Here is a 19,394-nt window from a genome sequence, read left to right as displayed (position 1 = left end):
GGAGACCAGCGTGCCCAAAACCGTTCGGGGCACACGACCGAGCACGAGTCCTGACAGCAGGACTCACTCCCGCTCAGTCTCTAGGAACGGTCCCGGACGGCATCCGTCTTACAACGCGTGACGCCGACGCCGACCACGCGGCCCTGCGCGCACGCGGCGTCGATGCGGATGCCAAGGTCGCGCGGATGGGGCCCGCAGTGCCGCCGATGTTCGCTGTGCGTGACCCGGACGGCAACAACCTCATTCTCATCGAAAGCTCCTGAACCGAGTGAAGACGGGACCGGTGGGCGCGCAATCCTGCCCGGCCTGGACTGCGGAGGCGGCAGCGGGCGTGCAAAGAGGTCGTACCGAGGGGTTGTACCGAGGATCGTACAAATGGAAGTGCGTTGACCACGGCGGTCCCTGCACACTCCTCGCATGGGTGCCGACATCGCCGAGTCGCTTCAGGAAAGGGCTCTGCGACATGTCGCGGCCTTGTCCAGAGGGAAGCCGCTTCCTCGTGACCTAAGGGTGACGATGCACTTTCATCCTGATCGAGCCGCGGGGAATCGTCAGAACCGCCCCATCCTGGCCCAGATGGCGGACGACGGTGTCTATCGCTCGCAGTTCGTGACAGGCACGAGCAATGGTGGACTGACCGCTCACCCGGGCGGGGACCGCTGGCGCTGGGAGAGTCGAATCTTCGCCGGCGCGTATGACGACGCCACGGCTGAACAGCGCCCGGTGTACGGTGCGTTGAACTACCGTCGCGATCCGATCGGTGGCGCTCCGCGATTCGGTTCCTCGTACTTCAGGCTCACGGCTGAGGCCCTGACGCGTACTACGTTCTGCTACCCGGACAGTTCCGCCGAGCCGTCCGCCTTCGGCGTCGCCGACCGCTGCTCGCTCATCGAGCTTGCTGAGACGGAGGATGCGGATCCCCTGGACTGCCACATCGAGGCCCAGATTCACGGCCCGGTCAGATTCGGCGGTGACGTGGAGGCACTGGTGCTGGATCCCAGCTATCGCGGAACAGAGGTCGAATCCGCTGCACGACGCCTGCCGTGCCCGGTCGAATGGCATCCAGGCTTTCGGCTCGCCGTAGCTGAACTGCGACGCCATCCGAACTACCGCGGCCAGGCATACGTGGACCTGGGCACCGAGATCGCTGTCGACGGCCGACTCGATCCCAGGATCATCGGACTCGCTGCCCGCTCGGGTCGATACGCCCTCCAGGATCTCAAGAGGGTCTGGCACTGCCTGGCCCGCTTCGGGAAGCTCGGCAACAGCTGACAGAAGTCACGCACGTTGAGGCGTCATCTCATTTGGTGGGTTCGGGGGTGCAACCGGGTCGCCGTGCGTGCCAGCGGCGCCAGTTCAGGGAAGGCCGCGGTGATGCGCACGCTCCCTAGGACTTGTCGTCAAACAGGGGGGTGCAGGTGCCCGCAAGCGCGTCACTCCTGATGCGGGCGTGGCACTTCGACGGCAGCCTTAGGCCTCGGCGCAGGTTCCCGATGAAAGCGAGCCGACGGTGGCGGCCAGGGACGCGAAGCGCTCGCTGCCGAGCGGGTCGAGGACGCGCTGGCGCAGAGCCGAGGCGAGTGTCTGGGCGGCGGAGGTCGCCACCTCGGCGCCGGCCGCGGTGAGCGCGGCCAGGGTCACCCGGCGGTCCGAAGGTGAGGGGCGACGCTCGACGAGGCCGGCGTCGGCAAGTCGGTCGACGACCTTGGTGGTGCCGGCCGTTGAGAATCCGAGGATCCGGGTGAGCTGGTGCATCGGGGCCGCCTGGGCGGGCCTCATGGTCAGGAACCACAGCACCTCGAACGAGGACGGCGCGACCCCGGTCTCGGACTCGACATCGGCGAGGAGTTCGTCGGTGAGCCGACGGAAGCCGCTGTACAGCGTGTGCCACTGGTCCAGCAGGGCGACATCGCCGGCGTTGCATTCGCCATGACCGTCGGGTCGTGTCGGCTCCGTCACTCCATGTGCTCCCGTCATCCTTCCGTACGCGCGGTGCGCTCTTGACAGGATAGTCGTTCATATTTATCTCACTGGCGAGCTAATAACTGGTGTTATGTTGAGTCTTCAATATTCATGGTGGTGCCACGTGGCTCCGCCGTTGACTCACCCGGAAGGACCCGTCGTGAACACCGCCGACATCAAGGCCGCTCCCGCTGCCGTATCCACCCGCACCGTTTGGGCCCGCGGTGCCGTCGCCGCACTTGTCGCCGCGGTCGTCAACGTGATCGTGGCAATCGCCGCGACCGCCGTGTTCAACCTCGACTCGCGCTTCATCGGTCTGAAGCCCGTGGCCGTGATCGCGGCCACGCTCATCACGATGTTGGTGGGCACCGGCGTGTTTCTGCTGATACGGCGCTTCGCCGCGCGTCCGGAGCGGATCTTCGCCATCATCGCGTCGGTCGTCGCGGTGCTCAGCGTCGCCTCGCCGCTCAGCCTGCTGGGCGCCTCGCAGGCCACCCAGCCCGGCGTCAGCGACACCGCTGCCCTGTGCCTGATCCCCCTGCACCTCATCCCCGCCGTCGTGCTGCTGGCGGCACTCACCCGTCGCAAGGCCTGACGACGCGGCGGCTGCTCGGCCGGGCCGTACCCCCGGCCGAGCAGCCGGGGGTACGGTGATCCGCCGCAGGCCGTTCGTCGGTGCGTTTCCCCTGATCGCGGTTCTCGTGCTGCACTCCGGTCCGGCCCAGGTGGCGGCGCTGGCTGCCGCGGGACGGGCCGTGGGGGCCGTGGTGGCGGTGCCGCTCGGTCCGTGGGTGGAGTTCCGCCGCAAGCGGCCGGTCATGATCGCGATGGACCTGACCCGGTTCACGGCGCTGGTGAGCGTCCCCGCCGCGTTCGCGCTCGGCCTGCTCAGCTTCGCCCAACTCCTCGTCGTCTCCGTCGTCGCGGCGGCCAACATCGCCTTCAACGCGGCAAGTGGTGCGTAACTGAAGGCACTTCTGCCGCCGCCGGACCTGCTCGTCGCCAACGGCCGGTTCGAGTCGACGACATGGACCGCGACCACGGTCGGACCACCGCTCGGCGGGGCCGCGATCGGGATGTTCGGCCCGGTGACGACCGTGCTGGTCGATGCGGTCAGCTACCTGCTCTCGGCGCTGGGCATCCGCGCCATCGGCGGGACGGAACCGCACCCCACGCGGACCGGCGTAGCGCGGCTGCGAGCGGCCGATCTGCTCGAAGGATGGCGCCACATCCTCACGCACCCCGTGCTGCGCCCGCTGTTCTTCAACGCGATCGCGGTCAACGGCCTGATCATGGCCTCCGAGCCGCTGCTCGCTGTACTCCTGCTGGGCCGCATCGGGTTCGCGCCCTGGCAGTACGGCCCGATGTTCGCGGCCCCTTGCGTGGGCGGCCTCCTCGGCTCACGCCTGGCGCGTCGGCTCGTGGCGCGGTCCGGTCAGCACAAGGTGATGCTCGCCGCCGGGATCCTGCGGGCCTGCTGGCCTGTCGGGTAACCATCGCTCAGCACCCGCCCCCGAGCACCGTCAACTACCCCGCCACTACTACATATACCCAGCCAAAGAGGAACCCAGCACTAGGGCGTTCCGGGAGGGACGGGCTCCGCGGTACCGCGCCGCGCCACGAACACGAACTCCCCGCCCGGCCGGTCGGGTGCGTCGCGTACGTCCTCGAGGATGAAGCCGTGCTCGTGCAAGTCCCGCTCGATCTCCGTACGTTCGCGGAAGCGAAGTGTCGATTCCGAGGTCAGTACGTCCCCGTCCGCAGCGAACACGTGCGTTCCCCGGAAGCTCACCAGCGGCAGGCACACGTCCGTCAGCTCGGCCCAGGTCTCGACGTGACCGACGCCCGGGATGTCCGTCATGCGGTACGTGGTCTCGTGCGTCCACTCCGCCCACTCCTCCCACACGCGCTGCGCCGGATCGCGCGTCTCGAAGACAAGCCGCCCGCCGGGCCGCAGCGCCTTGTACGCGCCGCGCAGCGTCGTACGCCACGCCTGCGGATCGGCGATCGCCTGGGCGACGTTCCCGGTCATCGTGACCAGGTCGATCTGCATGGGCGGCAGGTCCCCAGCGTCGCCTTCGAGCCAGCGCACCCGCTCCGCGCCCGGCTTGCTACGCGCGACGTCGACGGACGCCCGCGCGGGATCGATCCCGGTGACCGTAATCCCGCGCTCGGCGAGCAGCAGCGCGAACACGCCCGTACCGCACCCGATGTCCAGCACGGACCGCGCGCCGAACTCCTCCGTCATCGCGAGATACGCGTCGAGATCGCTGCGGTCCGGATCGAGTGGGTCGTAGATGGCGGCGAGGCGCGGATGCCCGAACATTGCGTCAACCATGGAGGCGAACGTACGAGGCCCCGAGCCCGCGCGGCCACTGCTTTTTCGGGTTACGGCGCCAAGCGGGCGCGGCGAAGTGCGCCGCTGTTGCCGGCTCTCAGCGGCAGCTGCATTCCCCGATGTCGGGATTTCGGTGGCCAGCTGCCGCCCGGGGAGTGGGGATTGTGCGCCATCAGCGCGGTGTCGGTCCGCGGACTCAGACGAGGGCGGTGACCAGCAGGGCGAAGGCGGCGATGATCACGGCGACGCGGACGTAGTGGAAGCGGAGCCAGCGGTTCATCTGCTCCCTCCAGTCCTCGGGTCGGTTCTCGGGAGTCCACGTCTTGTTCCGGTTGTTGATCGGGACGAGCAGCAGGATCGACATGATCACGCTGAGGATCAGCAGCACGCCGGCAGTGACGACGAGGCCGGTGCCGTGGTGGTGCCGTCCGGCGATGGCCCAGGCCACGACGAGGACGAGCGAGGTGATGTACCAGACCGGCATCACGGCACCGAGCATCCGGCCCCCGTGGGCGTGGCCGAGTTGGCCACTGTCGCCGGGGAGTGCGTTGAGGATCGGGTTGATGACGAAGGCGACGGAGAACTCCACCCCCACCATCACGCCGACGACCACGGTGGTGAAGACCTCGAGTGCGTTGAGCATGATGACCCCTCCTGGAATCTAGCGACGCTAGATGATGATGCAACGCTAGTACTGCTGCTGCTCGATTGGCTAGCGATGCTAGGATCGAATCATGTCGGTACAAGAACGCAAGGAGCGCGAACGGGCGGAGCGTGAGCGCCTCATCGTGGCGACAGCCCGTGAACTCGCCGAGCAGCAGGGCTGGGACGCGGTCACCACCCGCCGGCTCGCCGAGCGCATCGAGTACAGCCAGCCCGTCCTCTACAGCCACTTCCGCGGCAAGCGCGAGATCATCGCCGCCGTCGCCCTCGAAGGCGCCACCGAGATGGCCGCGGCACTGCGGGCCGCGACCTCCGCCGCGGACGGCCCTCGCGCCCGGGTCACCGCCCTCGCCCACGCCTACCTCGACTTCGCCGAGCGCAACCCGGCGGTCTACGACGCCCTGTTCCAGCTCGACGGCGGCCTGGCGTTCGCGCAGGAGGACACGCCTGAGCCTCTGAAGGACGCCTTCGCCGCCCTGCTGGAGAGCCTCGGCGAGGTCGCCGGTGACGGCGTCCACCCGGGGCTGTTCACCGAGGTGTTCTGGGCGGCCCTGCACGGGGTGGCCACCCTGACCCGAGCGGGACGGCTGCCGCCGGAGTACACCGAGTGGCGGGTGGAGCTGCTGGTGGACCGGCTCGCCATGGTCTGACGCACCGTCCCGGCGGGCACGCAACCGGGGTCCTCGGGCCCCGTATCGCCCGCAAAGGAATCGACTCCGGCCAGCGCCTGGGCCGGCACCGCTGGACCGTCGAGCGCACCATGTCCTGGCTCGCCGGGCGCCGACGGCTCCATCGCCGCAACGAACGCAAGGCGGAGCACTTCCTCGCCTTCACCAAAGCATTGCCTGCACCTTCATCTGCTACCGCAGACTCGCCGGGTCAGGCACGCTGCGGAGGTGACGCGCAATGAAGTCGCGCCAGCATGCGACGGCTTCTGGCTTGGTCTCCGCATGGGAGCCCGCGTAGCCGATCAGTTGCTTGTCGCCTGATCCAAGCGCGTCGAAGAGCGCCAGTTGGCCCGCTCTGGGGAAGACCTCGTCGTACCACTGGACGTGGAAGAGAGCCGGCGCGGTGATCCGTCGTGCGTCTGCCGCGACGCGTTGCGGCACGTTCAAGCCGGCGGGTATGCCGGGCCCTTGCTGGAGGCCGAACTTGCCGAAGACAACACACCGGATTCGGTCGCCGAGCGCAGCCGCCAACGGAAGGCCGAAGCGTGTCCCCATCGACATCCCCAGGTAGGCAAGGTTTGCGGTGTCCGCGATACCGAGGGCCCCGAGGGAATCCACAACCGTCCGCCAGTCGTCCGCCATCCGATCGAGAACGACTTCGACGCCCTCCTCGGCGATGCGCGGCTGGTACTCGGCGGCCGGCATTGGGCGGCCAAGGACCCGATCGCCGTGGTACGGCCCATCGATCGCGAGCGCGGCGACTCCGGCACGCGACGCGAACCAGCAGGCCAGACTGCTCACCCGCTCACTCCTCTTGTGCCCGCTGCCGCCGTGTCCCAGCAAAACCAGGGCAGGAGGCGACAAGGCAGGGGAAGGCGGCAGCCAGAGCACACCCGGAACAACCCCTTCCTTTCGCGAGAAACGAAAGGCTGCCTCTCGGACGCCTTCATCCACCATGCGATGGCCGGTCCACTCGACTGTCCCCTTCACACAGCCACTAAACCAACGTTCCATGCCACCAACACTGGCTGCGCCTGGCGGTCTCTGCCGCCGGCATCTCGAAGTCGACCGCTCACCGCCGGTTTCTGATCTGGTCCTGGGCCGGCGTCTAGGGCCGCCGCCTCCACGAAGCCGTCCTGCACCGGCTCGACGACGTCGGCCTCATCGACGTCACCCGCGTCGTCCTCGATACCGCCCATGTCCGGGCGAAAAAAAGGGGGCGAACACGTGGTGCGAACGTGACCCCGCGCGCCTCGCGTGCGGCGGCAGCCCGCCCAATTGTCTCGCGTTGTCCGCGTCGACCGGAATAGCGTTCCCCCAACAGGCCTCTGCACCAAGGCAGTCGGCCATGACGAGGTCGGGGGAAGAAGAAATGGAGTACATCAGGCTTGGCTCGACAGGGCTGAAGGTCTCGCGGGTCTGTCTCGGCATGATGAGTTACGGCGATCCCGCGCGGCGTGCGTGGTTCCTGGACGAGGAGGCGGCGGAGCCTGTCGTGCGGCGAGCGACGGAGGCCGGTGTGACGTTCTTCGACACCGCGGACATGTACTCGCACGGTGTGAGCGAGGAGATCACCGGGCGACTGCTCGACAAGTTCTTCCCGAGCCGTGACGACTACGTGCTCGCCACCAAGGTCTACTTCCCGATGGGCCCAGGACCCAACGACGGCGGCCTGTCGCGCAAGCACATCCTCTCCGGTATCGACGCCTCGCTGCGACGGCTCGGCACGGACCATGTGGATCTGTACCAGATTCACCGGTGGGACTACGAGACGCCGATCGAGGAGACGATGGAGGCGCTGCACGACGTGGTGCGTGCGGGCAAGGCGCGCTACATCGGGGCGTCCAGCATGTTCGCCTGGCAGTTCGCCAAGGCCCAGCACGTGGCGGAGAGGCACGGCTGGACGAAGTTCGTGTCGATGCAGAACCACTACAACCTGGCCTATCGCGAGGAGGAGCGCGAGACGATCCCGCTCTGCCTCGACCAGCAGGTGGGCTGCATCCCGTGGAGCCCACTGGCGCGCGGGCTGCTCGCCGGTTCGCGGGAACGCGGCGGCAAGCAGCTCACGGTGCGCGCGGGCAGCGACCAGTACGCCGAGGAACTGTATGGGGAGGCTGACTTCGACGTGGTCGACGCGGTACGCGAGGTCGCCGGTGAACGCGGGCTGCCGGCCGCCCGGATCGCCCTGGCGTGGCTGCTCGGCAAGCCTGCGATCAGCGCACCGATCGTGGGCGCGACCAAGCTGGACCATCTGGACGATGCGATCGCGGCGGTGGAGGTGTCGTTGAGCGAGGAGGAGATCGCCCGCCTGGAGGCGCCTTACCAGCCCCACCGAGTCCTCGGCCACCACTGACCACCTTGGATCACCGTTGACCACCTTCTGAACGCGCCCGTGGCGCCCTGCCGCCGTACCGACCCGTCCCACGACTTCGTCATGGGACGGGGAATTCCCGCAGGTCAGGGCATGGGTCATCCCGCATTGCACCGCTTCGGGCGGCGACCGTGGACCGCCGCGGCCCGGCCGGGCAATGTCGGTGACGTAGCCACCGAGGGACCCGGGACGGGACTCAACCCCCGTCCCGAGTCCGCCCGAACGGGAAGGAAGTCACGTCATGATCGCAACGAAGCGCCTGGCGCTCGGGGTCGCATCGATCGCCCTCGGCAGCGGGGTCGCCCTCGCCGGGGTGCCGGCGGCCACCGCCGCGCCCGCCGCACCGGCCCACACTGCACCGGCCCACACCGCGCAGGGCGTCGTGTCCGCCAAGGCGAAGTGCTCGAGGTGGCTCGACTACGCCTACGGCCGCGGCCGGGCCCACGCCAAGTGCCCCGGGTACCTCGTGCACGTCAAGGTGAAGTGCGCCAACGGCAAGTGGTACAACAGCAAGCCGTACTGGCGGTACGGCTACAACAAGGCCGAGTGCCCGAAGGGCGTCGGTGCGGTCGGCATGAGCGGCAAGCTCCGCTGATCCCGGCCCCAACCCAAGAGATGACCCGCTCTCCTCTCGGGGGAGGAGAGCGGGTCCGCTGCGGGTTCCCAGGCAGTGGCCCACCAGGGCGTCCAACTCGCCGCGGTCATGTGTGAACTTCCTACGACGCGATGCGTTCTGCTCTCGGCCGAGACCGTCGCGCCCTCCATGGCATCGGCGACAGGATCGTCGTATGCAGTCGACTTTCGTTCTCGTGCACAGTCCGTCCGTGGGTCCCTCGACCTGGCGCCCGGTGGCCGAACAGCTGACAGCGGCGGGATGCGAGGTACGGGTGCCGTCCCTGCTCCACGTGGGCGCCGGTGCTCCGCCCTTCTGGCCTCACGTCGTCAGCGCCGTCCGCGACGACCTCCGGCAGGTATCGGCCCACAGCCCCGTCACGTTGGTGGCACACAGCAACGCGGGCTTGTTCGTTCCGGTGATCCGCTCGGGTCTCGACCAGCCGGTGACCGGCTCGATCTTCGTCGATGCCGCACTTCCGGCCCGGCCCGGACCGACCCCTGTCGCCTCACCCGAGTTGCTGGCGTTCCTTCGCCCGATGGCCGTGAACGGCAGGCTGCCGCGCTGGACCGACTGGTGGGACGAGGCGGATGTCGCACCCATGTTCTCCGACCCGATGGTGCGGGAGACAGTCGTCGAGGAGCAGCCCATGCTGCCGTTGTCCTACTACGAGCAGCAGATCCCGGTCCCCGACGGCTGGGACGACCACCCCTGTTCCTACTTGCTGTTCGGCCCGCCGTACGACGACCTTGCCGCCGAGGCGCGCGCACGCGGCTGGCGTACGGCACATCTGCCCGGCGAGCACCTCCATCAGATCGTCGATCCCGCCGGCACAGCCCGGCACCTGGTCGACCTCGCCCGTACGACTTGATGCTCCGCCATACGACTCGATGCCCATTCGATGCGGCTGGCCCCCGAGCCTGGCCGCCCCCGACGCAGTGTCCGTCGTTCTACGGTCGTTCTACTTGAGGCCGCTGAGCATGACGCCGCGGATGTAGTACTTCTGCAGCAGCAGGAAGAGGACCAGGACCGGCAGGATGCTCAGTACGAGGCCGGCCATGACGATGGGCATCGTGCGGGTCGGGTCGACATAGTCCTGCAGGAGCTGGATGCCGACGGGCAGGGTCATCACGTCCGGGTTGGCTGTCGAGACGAGCAGCGCCCAGATGTACTCGTTCCAGGCGTCGACGAAGGTCAGCAGCCCCAGCGTCACCAGGACCGGCTTGGTCTGGGGGACGACGATCCGCCACCACACGGCGAACTCGCCCGCTCCGTCGATGCGCGCGGCCTCCAGGACCTCGTCCGGGATCGAGACCATGAACTGGCGCATCAGGAAGATTCCGAAGCCGTTGACGAGGAACGGCATGGCGAGCGCCACGATGCTGACGGTCAGGCCCGCGCCGCCGCGCCCGAGCAGGTCGTTGCCGCCCGTCAGCGGCCAGTGCACCAGGATCAGGAAGTGCGGGATGAAGAAGAGGAACGGCGGGAACATCATCGTCGACAGCACGAGACGGAAGATGAAGTTCCGGCCGGGGAAGCGGAGTTTGGCGAGCGCGTAGCCGGCGAGCGACGACGTGAGCAGCACCGACCCGGTGATCAGGGCGGTGGCGACGACACTGTTGCGGAACAGCACCGGTAGGTCCAACTGCTGAACAGCCGCTCGGTAGTTGGACAGGTCGAACGCCTTGGGCAGGAAGCGGTACGGCAGCGTGCCGGCCTCGCCGGGCCCCTTGAAGGACGTCATCACCATGTCGAGGAACGGCACCACCGTGAGCACGGCGCCGGTCACGACCAGTAGATACGACAGCCACGGGAAACGGCGGCGGTTCATGCGTCCTCCCCCTTGCGCCGGAAGATCCACAACTGCACCAGGGTGACCATGAGGACCACCACGAACAGCACGAAGGCGGCGGCGCTCGCGGTTCCCCAGTCGCCGTAACTGAAAGCCTGCCGGTACATCTCCAGCGCGGCCACGTTCGTCGCGTCACCCGGGCCGCCCTTGGTCATCACGATGATCAGCGCGAACGACTGCAGGCCGCCGATGAACTGAGTGATGCACACGAACAGCAGGGACGGCCGCAGCAACGGCAGCGTGATCTTCCAGAAGACGGTGACGGGCCCGGCGCCGTCGAGCGCGGCGGCCTCGTAGTACGACTCGGGAATGGACTTGAGCCCGGCGGTCAGGATGAGGATCGCCGAGCCGAGCGACGCCCAGGCCTGGACGACCACGACCGAGGGCAGCGCGGTGTCCGGGTCCTGGAGGAACGCCACCGAACCGAGCCCGAGGGTGTTGAGGATGCCGTTGACGAGGCCGCCCGGCTCGTACATGTACTTCCACACATTGCCGACGGCGACGACGGTCGTGACGATCGGCAGGAAGTACAGGGTGCGCCACAGTCCCTGGAACCACAGCTTGTCGATGCAGGTGGCGACGAGCACGGAGCCCGCGAGCGCGAGGGCCACGGTACCGAGCGCGAACAGCAGCGTGTTGGTGAGGATCGGCGCGAGGAACGTCGATCCGTCCGCGAAGAGGCTGGTGAAGTTGTCCAGGCCGACGGGATCGATGTCGGCGAGGTCGAACCCGGCCCAGCGGGACATCGACAGCAGCAGCGCGAAGCCGAGCGGCAGGATCAGGAAGACCGTGAAGAACAGGAGCGTCGGCGCCAGGAAGAGGTAGGCGACGACGGACTGGCGGCGCCGGGTCCGGGTCTGGGACAGAGAGCGGATACGGCCGTCGACGACAGGCCCGACAGAACCGGCAGAACCGGCAGAACCGGCGGGCGCGGTGGACAGCGGGCCCGGCGCACCCTCGGTCGTGCCCGGCGTCCCCGAGGTCAGGGCGTTCACCATGAGTGCGACACCTCCTGATCGACCTGACGGCGGGTGATGCGCAGTGACTCGTCGACCGACTGCTGACCGGTCCACAACGCCTCGATGTTCTTGCGCAGTAGTGACTTGGCCTGCTGTGCGCCGGGCACGTTCGGCTCCGGCACCGCGTAGGCCAGCGCGTCCAGGAACGGGCGCAGGTTCGGATCTCCGCCCCGGCCCAGGAGCGTCCTCATGTCGTCGGCACGGCCGGTCATGGAGCCGACCGACACCTGCAGGGAGCTCATCCGGGTCACTGTCGTGCCCTTCGCGGCGCTGTTCGCGCGCACCTTCGTGGCGCCCTTGGCAGTGCTTTTCTCTGGGCTCTCGTCGGTGCCCTTCTCCCCGCCCCCCTCGGCACTCTTGACGCGCACCTTCTCGGTGTTGAGCCAGCGCAGGAACTCCCAGGCCTCGCGCGGGTGCTTGCCGGCGGCGTTGACTCCCAGCATGAAACCGGTGGAGAGCGTGGCGTGCTCGTCGCTCGCCTCGGGGACGGGCACCGGCGCGACGCCGACGTCGCGGTAGTCCTTGCCCATCAGTTCCTTCAGGTTCTCGGTCCACCAGCCGGCGCTGACCACCATGGCCACCTGACCGGACGGGAACGCCTTGTAGACGTTGACGCCGGGAGCGCTCGCTCCTCTGGCGACGAGGCGGTGCTCCAGATCGAACACGGCCCGACCTGCCGGCGAGTCGATGGTGGTGCGCCTGCCGTCCGCGGAGACGAACGTTCCACCCGCGGCGTTGAGCAGGGCGAGCGTCTGGCCGACGGTGGTGGAGTCGTCGTACGTCGACAGTCCGAACCCCTGGACCAGCGTGTTGCCGTACTGGTCGCGTTTGGTGGTGCGGTAGGCCGCCTCCTCCAACTCTTGCCAGGTGCGCGGAGGGCCGTCGAAGCCGGCCTCGCGCAGCAGCCGCTTGTTGTAGTAGAGGGCGTACGTCTGCACCTCGGTGGGGTAGCCGTAGACCTTGCCGCCCACCGACGAGGAGGCGACAGCCGCCTTGCCGTAGCCGCGCCTGATCTCCTCGGCGTGCTCGGAGGGAGCGGGCCGCAGGACGCCGGCCTGGACGAGCTGGCCGTTCCACAGGCAGTACGGCTGCATGATGTCGGCGCCCTGGCCCGCGGCCTGCCGGACCATGAAGGTGGTCAGCAGGTCCGTGAACTCGACGGCCTTCGTCTGCACCTTGACCCGGTCGTGCGTGGCGTTCCACTCGTCGACCGGGCCCTGCAGAGCCTCCTTGAGCGCACCGCTCGCGTAGTGGGAGAGCAGGGTGAGGACGATCGGATCCCCGGGCCGCCCCGTGCCCTGGTGGGGCGCCGCGCATCCGGAGATGCCTGAGACGCCGGAGACGAGCAGCGCGGAGGGGAGCGCGAGCGCGAAGTGACGGCGGCTCAAATGGCCGCCGGCGCGGCGTGAGGTGGGGGCGCGGCCGGGTTGCGTCATCGGGCGGCCTCCCGGCGCATCACGCGGAACACCCGGGTCGTGGTGAAGCCGGCCTTGCGGTACAGGTGGCCCGCCGGAGACCGTTCGCCGGTCCACAGGAACCACGCGGAGTGCGCCCCGCGCGCCCGCATCCGTGCCAGGACCAGGTGAAGCAGCACTTGGCCGAGCCCCGTGCCACGCATCTCCTCCAGCACGCCGAACGGCCCGAACCGTTCGTCCACCGACTCGTACGCGCCGTGCATCGCCCAGCCGACCAGGCGGCCCGACGGATCCCGTACGACGACGATCCGGTCGAGCGGAGCGCCCGCGGCCAGACACTCCCGGATCGCGCGCGCCCAGTCCGGGCTGAAGTGGCTCCCGGCGAGCGCGACGAGCTCCACCAGGTCGTCGTCGGCCGGGGTGGCGAACACGTAACCCCGCGCCGTCAGTTCGTCCAGGCGGAGCACGACGTTCTCCGGGAAACGATGGCCGACCAGGCTGCGGTCCATCGCCGCTGCCTCGTACAGCGTGCGGAAGCCCAGGGATGCGAGGAGCCCGGCCGCCTCCGGGTACGCCTCGGCGTCCAGGCCGGGGAGAATGTAGTGCGGGGTGTACGAGGCGAAGTCCACCCGGGTGCGGCCGTGGCCGTGCAGCCAGTCGAGGGCGTCGGTCAGCAGCCGGCGGCCGAGGCCGTGCCCACGGGCGGCCGGGTCGACGAAGAAGAACGGGATCCAGCCCTGCTCCGGCTCCAGGTCTGTGCCGGTCATCGGCGTCAGACGGCGCACCGCGTAGGCGGCGCCGACGACACGGTCACCGTCGACGGCGACCCGAAGCCCCTCCGGATCGAAGTTGGCGTCGAGCAGCACCAGGGAGCGGAAGCGGTCCGGGGTGATGGGGTCCGCCGGCGCACTCCGGCACCACACCTCCACCAACTGCGGGCCGTCACCCGCACGAAAGCCACGCATCTCGGCCGAGACCTCGGCCGACGGCAAGGCCGACGTCATGGCCCGGGCCTCGGCCCGGGATTTCGTCGTGCGATCGGTCATCGACGAGGTTGTCCCTCCGTACGCCGGCAAGTACGGACGACGCGTGCGGTCGTGCGGTGTCGGTCGTCACCGAACCGGCGCGGTCGTCCGTTCTTATCTTTTGCCCCTATCTGCCGGTGACATCCCGAAGCGTGTCAGGAACATCTGTACGTGCCGGTCTTGGAATTTTGAACTGGTTTATCACAGCCGGCGCGGCTCTCAGCTGCTGCGCGTGCCGGACAGGCTGACCAGTTTCACGACGGAAGCTCCCCGGGCCGGGGAGGCGGCCGGGCGGAGGGACCCCTGGCCGCCCGGCCGTACGTTTCAGACGGCCGTCGCGACCGTCGGGGCCGTCGTCTGCGCGGGCAGTACGTGGTCGCCGACCTTGTCCGTGCTCAGGCACAGCGAGCAGACCACGGCGTCGTGGGTCTGGCAGGCGGTCAGGTCGGGGCGCTCGTAGGGCTGGCGGCAGACGTGGCAGTCGTACGACGTCGCACTCGGGTTGCCCTCCGTGTCGAGCGGCGGCTCGTCGATGCCGTCGTCGGTGCGGCGCAGGTAGTACCTGCCCTTGGTGGCGATCGCCGTCAACGGGGTGAGGACGAAGGCGATGACGGCCGCCGCCATGGGGGAGTACGGCTGGAGGGTGTCGCCGAGGGCGTGGAAGTACAGGGCGATGGACAGCCCGGAGGCGGAGACGAAGGCCACGACGCCCACCGGATTCACGGCGTACAGCATGCCGCGCCGGAACTCTGGTGTGCGCGGAGAGAGCTTGAGCACGTACTTGTTGATGCCGATGTCGGTGGCCACGGTGACCACCCACGCGATCGCGCAGTTCGAGTAGAAGCCGAGGATGCTGTTGAGGAAGCTGAACATGTCGGCTTCCATCAGGGCTAGCGCGAAGCCCAGGTTGACCAGGACGAAGACCATGCGGCCCGGATAGCGCTTGGTGACGCGGGTGAAGGAGTTCGTCCAGGCGAGCGAGCCGGAGTACGCGTTCGTCACGTTGATCTTGATCTGGCTGATCACGACGAGGGCCACGGCCAGCGGGACGACCAGCCAGGACGGCATCATCGCATCGAACGCGCCCCGGAACTGCTGGATCGGCTCCGGTGCCGCCGCGGGACCGACCCGGGCGAGGATGTACACGGCGAGGAAGACCCCGATGGCCTGCTTCAGCGCGCCGAGCACCACCCAGCCGGGGCCGGCCATGACGACGGCGGTCCACCAACTCCTCGTGTTGGCCTCGGTCTTGGGCGGCATGAAGCGGAGGTAGTCGATCTGCTCGCCGATCTGTGCGATGAGGGAGAGGCACACGCCCGCGCCCAGCAGTACGGACGCGGTGTTCACGCCGCCCTCGCCGTAGGCGCCCGGGTAGGCGAGGAAGCGGTCGACCGTGCCGGGATCGGTGGAGATCAGGTAGACCAGCGGGGCGACCATCAACACCAGCCAGATCGGGGTCGTCCACACCTGGAGCTTGCTGAGCGCCTTCATGCCGTAGACCACCAATGGGATCACCATCAGCGTGGAGACGGCGTAGCCCAGCCAGAGCGGCAGTCCGAGGCCGAGCTTGAGGCCCTGGGCCATGATCGAGCCTTCGAGGGCGAAGAAGATGAACGTGAAGCTGGCGAAGATGACGCTGGTGAGGACCGACCCGTAGTAACCGAAGCCGGAGCCGCGGGTGATCAGGTCCAGGTCGATGTTGTAGCGGGCGCCGTAGTACGCCAGCGGGAAGCCGGTGACGAAGATGACGACCGCGGCGACGGCGATCGCCACGAGCGCATTGCCGGTGCCGTGGGCCAGACCGATACCGGCGCCTATGGAGAAGTCGGCCATGTAGGCGATGCCGCCCAGCGCGGTCGTCGCGACGACCATCGGGGTCCAGCGGCGGTAGCTCCGGGGCGCGAAGCGGAGGGTGTAGTCCTCCAGAGTCTCCTTGGCCGCCTGGTCGGTCGGGGAGCCCGCGTCTGTCGGACGTGACTCGGTGGTGCTGCTCATGGTCGGCCCTTCGGGGGTGCGGTGGCGCTGAGGGCGGGAGCGCGTGCATACAGCGGCGACTCCATGAGCGGACACGCTAGAAACCGTGTGTTTCCCGGAACTCCCAGGTGCGGTGAACGGATCGTTTCCTGGGGCTCACGACGGCCGGTGTCGGTCCGGCGCGGGAAGCGGTGAGTCAGCGGGCGACGGGGCGGTGAAGGGGGTGAAGTCGGCGAAGGGAGTGAAGCGGGCGGGCGGGTGGTCGATCGGCAAGGCAGGGTGCCAGGCGGTGAGGATCTGGGCGCTGCACTCGAAAAGGTTCGGCGGCAGGGGGTCCAGGGGCCACCAACGCCAGTCGCCCACACTCTCGTTCGGCTGGTCGGCCGGCTCCCCGTGCCACTTGGTGACGATCGCGCCGAAGGTGATGCGCACGACCTCGTCGACCTGGTCGAGGAGCATGCCCAGGAGACGGACGTCGGCCGGGTGGGCGTTCAGGCCGGTCTCCTCGGCGAGTTCGCGAACGGCTGCCTCCTCCACGGACTCGCCCGGCTCCACGGTTCCGCCGGGCAACTCCCTCGTCCCCAGGCGGTGGCGGCCCAGCAACAGCCCCCGCGGCCCGAGCAGTACGGCACCGACGCCGGCCGCCGCCTGCGGCGCGGGTGGCCTGGCTGTGCGGGGGCGGGAAGTGATGCGGACGGGCCGGCGGACCTGGAACAGCCGATACGAGGCACGGTTGTTCGGTTCCGGCGCGTCGAGGACGGTGACGTGCTCCACCTGCAGCCCGCACTGCACCAGCAGGTCCTCCCACAGCTCGGGGGCGAGTACCCACATGTGCCCGGTCAGGTCACCGCCGCCGGCAAGACGCAGGACCTCCGGGCGCGGAGTGGCGGCGACAGTGGCGGGACCGTCGCCATGGGAGTTGGTGTGCAGCACGGTGAAGCACAGCCTGCCCCCGGGCTTGAGTGCCGCGGCCAGGGCGGGCAGGAGGCGGTGGGGGTCGAGGAAGTGGACGGCGCTGAGGGAGTAGATCACGTCGTACGGTGCTTGCGTACGCAAGTGCTCGACGGCGTCCGCGTGGACGAGCCTCAGTCCGGGCACGTCGGGGTAGCGGGCGTGGGCGCGCTCGATCTGGCTGGACGAGGAATCGACGGCGTCCACCACCGCGTCGTAGGTACGGGCAAGGTGTGCGGCATGCCGGGCGGTGCCGCATCCGAGGTCCAGTACGCGCAGCCCCCTCAGGTCGCCGAGGATCTCGTCCGCCGGCCCGGTCGCCGAGGGGCCCCAAGCGATACGGTCCACTTCGGGCAGGGGTGTATCGCGCTGGATGTGGTGTGTTCCGTAGGCGCGCCAGACCTCGGTGTTGATCTCTTCGGCGTTCGCGGGACTCACGGTGTTCATGGCGTCAGCCGATCCGCTCGCGTGCGACTCCCCACTGGAGCGCGGCAATGGTGTCTTCGGGGGCGCCGGTGTCTCGGGGTGCGAAGCAGTGTGTCCTGGGACTTCGTCGTCGGAGGGGCGCATGGTGACTCCTGTCGGCTGTCGGCTGTCGGCTGTCGGCTGTCGGCTGTCGGCTGTCGGAACGTCGGGTCGGCGCGGCGGGGCGTTGGTCAGCGGTCCTGCGACAGGGCGAGGAGTTCGGCAAAGGTGCCACCGGCGTGGACCAGGTCGTCGTACTGGCCCTGTTCGGTGATACGGCCTTCCTCCATGACCACGATGTGGTCGGCGACTTTGGTGTTCTCCAGGCGATGCGTGACCACGATGGTGATGCGGTCGGCGGCGATGGCCTTGATCCGCTCGAAGATCTGGTGTTCGCCGCGTGGGTCCATCTGGGAGGTGGGCTCGTCAAGGATCAGCAGTTCCGGGCGGCGGTACAGAGCACGGGAGCAGGCTAGGCGCTGCCACTGTCCGCCGGACAGTTCCGCCCCGCCGAAGATCTCGCGGGCCAGGAGGGTGTCGAGGCCGGCGGGCAGGTCCTCGATCGCCTGGCGCATACCGACGGCGTCCACCGCGTCCCACACGGGCCCGTCGTTGTGGGTTCGGGGCTGACCGAGCGTCACGTTCTCGCGCACCCGCAGCGGCCATTGGGCGAAGATCTGGGGGACGAGGCCGGTCCGTCGCCAGACCGTGGCCGGGTCGGTCGCGGCGAGATCCATGCCGTTCCAGCTGACGCTTCCCTTGTCGGCGAGGTAGATCCCCGTGATGAGGCGGGTCAGCGTCGACTTGCCCGAGCCGTTGACACCAACGATGGCGAGGATCTCGCCGCGGCGCAGGGTGAGTGAGACGCCGTCGACGGCCGGCTTGTCTTTACCGGGGTATTGATAGCCGACCTCCTCCAGCCGGATCTCCTCCACGGGCGCCAGGACGGACAGTGTGCCGCGCTGGGGTGCCCGTGTCTCGGCGTCGTCGAAGAAGGCCTGCATATCGGAGAGGTAGAGGCTGGTGTGGAAGAGAGCGGCGCCGTTGATGATCACCTGGGACAGGGCGGCGAGCGTGGTCTGCACGGCGACGACGGCCGTCGCGGCGAGGGCCAGTGCGATGCGGCCGGAGGTGGCGAGCCAGGCGAGCGCGCCCCACGTCGCCATCAGGAAGACGCCGGGGACCAGGGACGAGAGCAGCGAGATTCGCAGCGTGCGCGGTGCCCCTGCCAGGGTGCGCCGATCGCAGCGGTCGGACAGGGAGCGGTACCAGAACAGCAGGTAGTCGGTCATCGAGTTGGCGCGGACCTCGTCGCCGTACTTGGGAGCCGTCGACCACCAGCGCATCATGCCGCGTACGTTGCGGTCGGCGATGTTGGCGTAGTGGATCTCGTAGTCCACACGGGCGGTCAGCACCGCGCCGACGCCCGCCGGAAGTACAGCGAGGAGCAGCAGCGGCAGCATCAGAGGGTTGAGCACGCTGAGCGCTCCGGCGGCCGTGACCATCCTGACCAGGGCGGACAGGAAGCGCTGTGCGTCGGTGACCATCACCTGGGTTCGGAGCACGCCCATCTCCGCGGCCTCCTGCCGGTCGGAGAAGCCGTCCACGGCGTACGCCGACGCCTCGACGTGGCAGACGGCTGCCACAAGGGCGGTGTCCGTCTCGGTGGTGAGACGGGGGGTGATGCGCCGCTCGGCATAGGTGGCCACGGCGGCGGCGACGCGGGTCAGACCGGCCGCGAGACCGACGAGGACCAGGGCCGGCAAAGCCTGTTGAAGCCGTTCGGCGACGGCGCCCGCGCCGAGGATCGGGCGCATCGCGCCGGCGGTCGCCGCCAACTGCACCGCTGCCGCGGCGCCGGTGACGACGGGGCAGGAGAGGAGGAGCAGAACCGCTTGGCGGTCGATGCGCCATGACATCCCGATGATGCGGTGCAGCACCTTCGGCACCTGCGCGCAGAGCTTGCGGAACGAGGCCTCACCGAGGGGGTTGTGAGCTGTTGATGCGTGACGGCACACAAGGGTGTTCTGGTGTGCATGAGCGAGTGCACGGGCCGGGGTGCGCATCTCGCGCAGTGG

18 protein-coding genes and 3 pseudogenes are annotated in these 19,394 nt (G+C 68.8%); 10 read left to right on the top strand and 11 right to left on the bottom strand.

The genetic code is table 11. The annotated features are described in order from the left end of the window. Both ABZ910_RS35025 and ABZ910_RS35020 read left to right on the top strand, forming a co-directional pair. Positions 1-263, top strand: a 263-nt coding sequence (locus ABZ910_RS35025; protein WP_361373255.1) for a glyoxalase, incomplete at its 5' end; no start/stop codon positions are given. Positions 264-417: 154 nt separating this feature from the next. Further along, positions 418-1,272 carry a DUF3626 domain-containing protein gene (locus tag ABZ910_RS35020; RefSeq protein ID WP_361373253.1) on the top strand — a complete coding sequence of 285 codons (855 nt, stop codon included), beginning with the start codon at positions 418-420 and terminating at the stop codon, positions 1,270-1,272. Between the two features lie 198 nt (positions 1,273-1,470). On the opposite strand, the gene ABZ910_RS35015 is transcribed toward ABZ910_RS35020, so the two are convergent. Beyond that, positions 1,471-1,959 carry a MarR family transcriptional regulator gene (locus ABZ910_RS35015; protein ID WP_361373251.1) on the bottom strand — a complete coding sequence of 163 codons (489 nt, stop codon included), beginning with the start codon at positions 1,957-1,959 and terminating at the stop codon, positions 1,471-1,473. A 163-nt stretch (positions 1,960-2,122) separates the two neighbouring features. Here ABZ910_RS35015 and ABZ910_RS35010 point away from each other — a divergent pair, with 163 nt between their 5' ends. Together ABZ910_RS35010 and ABZ910_RS35005 are read left to right on the top strand one after the other, a co-directional pair. After that, entirely contained in the window at positions 2,123-2,557 is a 435-nt protein-coding gene (locus ABZ910_RS35010) for a DUF6069 family protein (protein ID WP_361373249.1), read from the top strand. A gap of 55 nt (positions 2,558-2,612) precedes the next feature. Beyond that, positions 2,613-3,452: pseudogene (locus ABZ910_RS35005) on the top strand (MFS transporter); the annotation flags it as partial. Positions 3,453-3,535: 83 nt separating this feature from the next. On the opposite strand, the gene ABZ910_RS35000 reads toward ABZ910_RS35005, so the two are convergent. Together ABZ910_RS35000 and ABZ910_RS34995 are read right to left on the bottom strand one after the other, a co-directional pair. Continuing rightward, entirely contained in the window at positions 3,536-4,300 is a 765-nt protein-coding gene (locus ABZ910_RS35000; protein WP_361373247.1) for a class I SAM-dependent methyltransferase, read from the bottom strand. 196 nt (positions 4,301-4,496) lie between these two features. Continuing rightward, positions 4,497-4,943, bottom strand: a complete 447-nt coding sequence (locus ABZ910_RS34995) for a DUF1772 domain-containing protein (protein ID WP_361373245.1) — start codon at positions 4,941-4,943, stop codon at positions 4,497-4,499. Positions 4,944-5,034: 91 nt separating this feature from the next. Between ABZ910_RS34995 and ABZ910_RS34990 the strand changes: the two genes are divergently transcribed. Both ABZ910_RS34990 and ABZ910_RS34985 read left to right on the top strand, forming a co-directional pair. Beyond that, positions 5,035-5,613, top strand: coding sequence for a TetR/AcrR family transcriptional regulator (locus ABZ910_RS34990; protein ID WP_361373243.1), 579 nt, complete (start codon positions 5,035-5,037; stop codon positions 5,611-5,613). 32 nt (positions 5,614-5,645) lie between these two features. Next, positions 5,646-5,863: pseudogene (locus tag ABZ910_RS34985) on the top strand (transposase); the annotation flags it as partial. On the opposite strand, the gene ABZ910_RS34980 reads toward ABZ910_RS34985, so the two are convergent. Next, a complete protein-coding gene (locus ABZ910_RS34980; protein WP_361373241.1) occupies positions 5,824-6,432 on the bottom strand; it encodes a hypothetical protein in 609 nt (202 codons plus the stop codon). The pseudogene ABZ910_RS34985 and the gene ABZ910_RS34980 sit on opposite strands and share 40 nt — an antisense overlap. Before the next feature lie 222 nt (positions 6,433-6,654). Here ABZ910_RS34980 and ABZ910_RS34975 point away from each other — a divergent pair. The 4 genes and pseudogenes from ABZ910_RS34975 to ABZ910_RS34960 all read left to right on the top strand — a co-directional run. Continuing rightward, a pseudogene (locus ABZ910_RS34975) lies at positions 6,655-6,845 on the top strand (IS5/IS1182 family transposase); the annotation flags it as partial. Between the two features lie 158 nt (positions 6,846-7,003). Continuing rightward, positions 7,004-7,984 carry an aldo/keto reductase gene (locus tag ABZ910_RS34970; protein ID WP_361373239.1) on the top strand — a complete coding sequence of 327 codons (981 nt, stop codon included), beginning with the start codon at positions 7,004-7,006 and terminating at the stop codon, positions 7,982-7,984. Between the two features lie 259 nt (positions 7,985-8,243). After that, positions 8,244-8,597 (top strand): hypothetical protein, encoded by a 354-nt coding sequence (locus tag ABZ910_RS34965; RefSeq protein WP_361373238.1) that lies wholly within the window; start codon positions 8,244-8,246, stop codon positions 8,595-8,597. A gap of 229 nt (positions 8,598-8,826) precedes the next feature. Continuing rightward, positions 8,827-9,486 carry an alpha/beta hydrolase gene (locus ABZ910_RS34960; RefSeq protein ID WP_361373236.1) on the top strand — a complete coding sequence of 220 codons (660 nt, stop codon included), beginning with the start codon at positions 8,827-8,829 and terminating at the stop codon, positions 9,484-9,486. A 90-nt stretch (positions 9,487-9,576) separates the two neighbouring features. Here ABZ910_RS34960 and ABZ910_RS34955 read toward each other — a convergent pair whose 3' ends face one another. The 7 genes from ABZ910_RS34955 to ABZ910_RS34925 form a co-directional block, all read right to left on the bottom strand. Next, the gene (locus tag ABZ910_RS34955) at positions 9,577-10,446 is read right to left on the bottom strand and encodes a carbohydrate ABC transporter permease (RefSeq protein ID WP_361373234.1); all 870 of its coding nucleotides are present in this window, start codon (positions 10,444-10,446) and stop codon (positions 9,577-9,579) included. Then, entirely contained in the window at positions 10,443-11,465 is a 1,023-nt protein-coding gene (locus ABZ910_RS34950) for a sugar ABC transporter permease (RefSeq protein ID WP_361373232.1), read from the bottom strand. The genes ABZ910_RS34955 and ABZ910_RS34950 overlap by 4 nt, the downstream gene beginning before the upstream one ends. Continuing rightward, entirely contained in the window at positions 11,459-12,922 is a 1,464-nt protein-coding gene (locus ABZ910_RS34945) for an ABC transporter substrate-binding protein (protein ID WP_361373230.1), read from the bottom strand. The genes ABZ910_RS34950 and ABZ910_RS34945 overlap by 7 nt, the downstream gene beginning before the upstream one ends. After that, positions 12,919-13,947, bottom strand: coding sequence for a GNAT family N-acetyltransferase (locus tag ABZ910_RS34940; RefSeq protein ID WP_361373228.1), 1,029 nt, complete (start codon positions 13,945-13,947; stop codon positions 12,919-12,921). Before ABZ910_RS34940 ends, ABZ910_RS34945 begins: the two co-directional genes overlap by 4 nt. 303 nt (positions 13,948-14,250) lie before the next feature. After that, positions 14,251-15,921: an allantoin permease gene (locus ABZ910_RS34935; RefSeq protein WP_361373226.1), complete on the bottom strand. Its 1,671-nt coding sequence runs from the start codon at positions 15,919-15,921 to the stop codon at positions 14,251-14,253. Positions 15,922-16,056: 135 nt separating this feature from the next. Further along, positions 16,057-17,298: a bifunctional class I SAM-dependent methyltransferase/NUDIX hydrolase gene (locus ABZ910_RS34930; RefSeq protein ID WP_361373224.1), complete on the bottom strand. Its 1,242-nt coding sequence runs from the start codon at positions 17,296-17,298 to the stop codon at positions 16,057-16,059. A 209-nt stretch (positions 17,299-17,507) separates the two neighbouring features. After that, on the bottom strand, positions 17,508-19,235 hold the full coding sequence (locus ABZ910_RS34925; RefSeq protein ID WP_361373257.1) for an ATP-binding cassette domain-containing protein: 1,728 nt from the start codon (positions 19,233-19,235) through the stop codon (positions 17,508-17,510). Positions 19,236-19,394 lie beyond the last annotated feature (159 nt).

Source organism: Streptomyces sp. NPDC046805, assembly GCF_040645355.1.
Taxonomy (GTDB): domain Bacteria; phylum Actinomycetota; class Actinomycetes; order Streptomycetales; family Streptomycetaceae; genus Streptomyces.
The sequence above is the reverse complement of the archived record's forward strand: the minus strand, read 5'-3'. Positions and strand labels throughout refer to the sequence as shown.